This is a genomic window from Dapis brunnea BLCC-M229 (assembly GCF_050015995.1).
Classification (GTDB): Bacteria; Cyanobacteriota; Cyanobacteriia; order Cyanobacteriales; family Microcoleaceae; genus Trichodesmium.
Genome location: NZ_JBNHEP010000115.1, coordinates 1 through 2,885 on the forward strand (window position 1 = coordinate 1; position 2,885 = coordinate 2,885).

A 2,885-nucleotide genomic window follows, 5' to 3' on the forward strand; every position below is an offset into this window, starting at 1 on the left:
TTAACTGACCAACAAAAACATCTCAATAGAGAAAAAAGTAGGGTTCGCGGAGCGTGGCGTCAGCCGTATCGCTTTATGTTCACTGCTGCTGGACTCTGGAATTTCTACCTGATGGCAGCATAATTTAATGATTGAAAGGTAGAATTTTCCATTTAATTTTAAGGTTTTATTTCGCGACAAGTCTATTAATGAAAAGCGCTATAAATCAAATCTTATAATGTGGATATTCTGCTGAAATAAAGATAAATTGAAATTTGTCTAGGGTAAAATAGTTGACATTGTCTTACTCAAAAATAAAATGCTCAAACTTTGCGTTAATAAATTTTGAGTTACAAAAAAGCGAGACTATTAAAAAGGTTGTAGGCGAGGGAAGCAAACTGATTGGCGATGTAAGGAATTAGGGAAGATAAAAAACTATCAAATGTAATTTTCTTGTATTGCCAAACTAAACTATCCCCTAACTGCCAAAAAAAGTTAATATCAGAAGTAATTTTTGAAAGTGCAAAATTGATTAGCAGATAAGGGTTAGAAGGGAGAAGGTTTTTCTGACTAACTTAATTATCGCAATTGATATAAGTTTTAGCTTTTTGTTCCTTCTACCTTCTTCCCTCTTGCTTCTGAATTAATATTGAGGTACAGAAGAATCTATTTCCTGACTCCAGGCAGTAATTCCACCTTTGAGATTAGTACCCTCAATACCATTCTCCTTCAGAATACCTAAAGCTTTAGCCGATCGCCCGCCCATCTTACAATGAGCAATTAAACGATGACCATTCATTAGTTCCTTAACCTTTGCCACACCAGAACCCTGCTCAATATCTGGCAATGGTACCAAAACAGACCCAGGAATTTTGGCAATTTCATATTCATTGGGGTTCCGCACGTCAACTAAGACAAAATCATCCGCTTCACTATCCAATAATTGCTTCAAATCTTGAACCGTCATTTCTGGAATAGCCATTTTACTTTCTGCCTCTTGTGCTTTGGCTTGAGGAATACCACAAAACTGCTCATAATCAATTAACTTTTCAATAACTGGTGGTACTGGATTAGGACGCAGTTTCAATTCCCGAAAAGTCATGTCTAAGGAATTATAAAGTAATAATCTACCACTCAAAGTCGTACCTTTACCCAAAACAATTTTGATAGTTTCCGTCGCTTGGATAACTCCAATCATTCCGGGCAAAATACCTAAAACACCACCCTCTGCACAGGAAGGTACCATTCCTGGGGGCGGGGGTTCGGGGTAAAGATCGCGGTAGTTCGGTCCACCTTCATAATTAAAGACAGTTGCCTGACCCTCAAAGCGGAAAATTGAGCCGTAGACATTAGGTTTATTCAGAAGAACACAGGCATCATTAACCAAATAACGAGTCGGGAAATTATCAGTACCATCAACAATCACATCATAAGATTTGAGAATGTCGAGAGCATTTTCAGAACTTAACCTCGTTTCGTAAAGGTCAACCTGACAGTGGGGATTAATTTCGTGAATCCGATTTTTAGCAGATTCAATTTTTGGCTTACCCACCCAGGAGGTGCCGTGAATAACTTGTCGTTGTAAATTGGAACTATCGACAATATCGAAATCTACTATTCCAATATTTCCAATTCCTGCTGCTGCTAAATATAACAATAGTGGAGAACCAAGACCACCCGTTCCTATACATAGAACTTTGGCTGCCTTAAGACGTTTTTGACCATCTAATCCTACTTCCGGTAGAATCAGGTGGCGCGAATAACGTTGATACTCTTCTGTATTTAACTGGATTTGTTCCAGATTCGGATTTAACATGACAATTTAGGTCTAGATATTTCTGAAATAAATAGTGTTGTATGATATTCTCTCCCACTAAATCAGAGATTATCAGAAATTATCAACAATTGTTAATGATTTAGTTTTCATACATACATATTGAGTAGATTAGCGATGAAAAAATAGTATTTTTTGACGAATTTGCTGTTTATGAACGTCCTAGTATTTTTTACGGATGGGCAGAAAAGAACACACGGCCAAAAATACCCAGTAATGAGAAAGGACAGAGAAAGAAATTGAACGGGATGATAGCTGTAGATGCTTTGACGGGTGAAGAGTATTTCCAATTAAAACAGAACTCTAAAACAGAGGATGTTTCAGATTATTTTGTACAACTGTGCCTGGATTGTGTCAAAAATGGCTTTAATAAATTGACTATTATTTTAGATAATAATTCCACACATAAAAAGTTTAGGAGAAATCAATTACTTGCCCATCTTTTGGAACTCAAAATATCAGATAAAATTCTGGTGGATTTTATTGATACTCCGAGTTATTCTCCTAATTTTAATCTAGCTGAATATATTATTCATCTTTTAAGATTGAAACTGCTACATCATCTTCCCTTGGGTGTAAATATGCAACAAATTCAATATAAGCTGGAAAAATACTTTGAATTCAATCAACTTCAAACAGCAGAACAAATTCAAAATATAATTCACCATATTTATACTTTAGTAAATAATTAGGTAATCTTTTAGCGAGAAGGGAGTAACAGAATTATTGGTAAGTTTGACTTGAAGAAAGAGTATAAAACTAACAAACATTATCAAGTTTTATATTCTCAGGCAGCGCAACAAATATTAAGAAGTGTTGCCGAATCTTTTAAGTCATTCCAGGAATTAAGTAAAAAGTACAAAAAAGGAGAATTAACTGACAGACCCAATCTGCTCACGGGCAGACAAGCAGCTTGAAACCCTTATCCAACAATGGTTTTTGGGATTAAACCTCTGTTAAAAATATGGATTTTTTGTCAATGATAATGATAATCATTTTTAGAGAAGGGGTGGGTTGGCTTCGCGATACTGTTGATGAACTTAATAAAATAGATAGATTCGCGAATATTATC

At 35.5% G+C, this 2,885-nt stretch carries 3 protein-coding genes; 2 read left to right on the plus strand and 1 reads right to left on the minus strand.

Going from position 1 to position 2,885, the window contains the following annotated elements; translation table 11 throughout:
* Positions 1 to 622 precede the first annotated feature (622 nt).
* Positions 623 to 1,795 (minus strand): molybdopterin-synthase adenylyltransferase MoeB, encoded by a 1,173-nt coding sequence (gene moeB / locus ACP6PM_RS14105; RefSeq protein WP_426585598.1) that lies wholly within the window; start codon positions 1,793 to 1,795, stop codon positions 623 to 625.
* 143 nt (positions 1,796 to 1,938) lie between these two features.
* On the opposite strand from moeB, the gene ACP6PM_RS14110 reads away from it, so the two are divergent.
* Both ACP6PM_RS14110 and ACP6PM_RS14115 read left to right on the plus strand, forming a co-directional pair.
* Positions 1,939 to 2,505, plus strand: coding sequence for a transposase (locus ACP6PM_RS14110; protein ID WP_426585601.1), 567 nt, complete (start codon positions 1,939 to 1,941; stop codon positions 2,503 to 2,505).
* Between the two features lie 48 nt (positions 2,506 to 2,553).
* Positions 2,554 to 2,730: a hypothetical protein gene (locus ACP6PM_RS14115; protein ID WP_426585599.1), complete on the plus strand. Its 177-nt coding sequence runs from the start codon at positions 2,554 to 2,556 to the stop codon at positions 2,728 to 2,730.
* Positions 2,731 to 2,885: the final 155 nt, after the last annotated feature.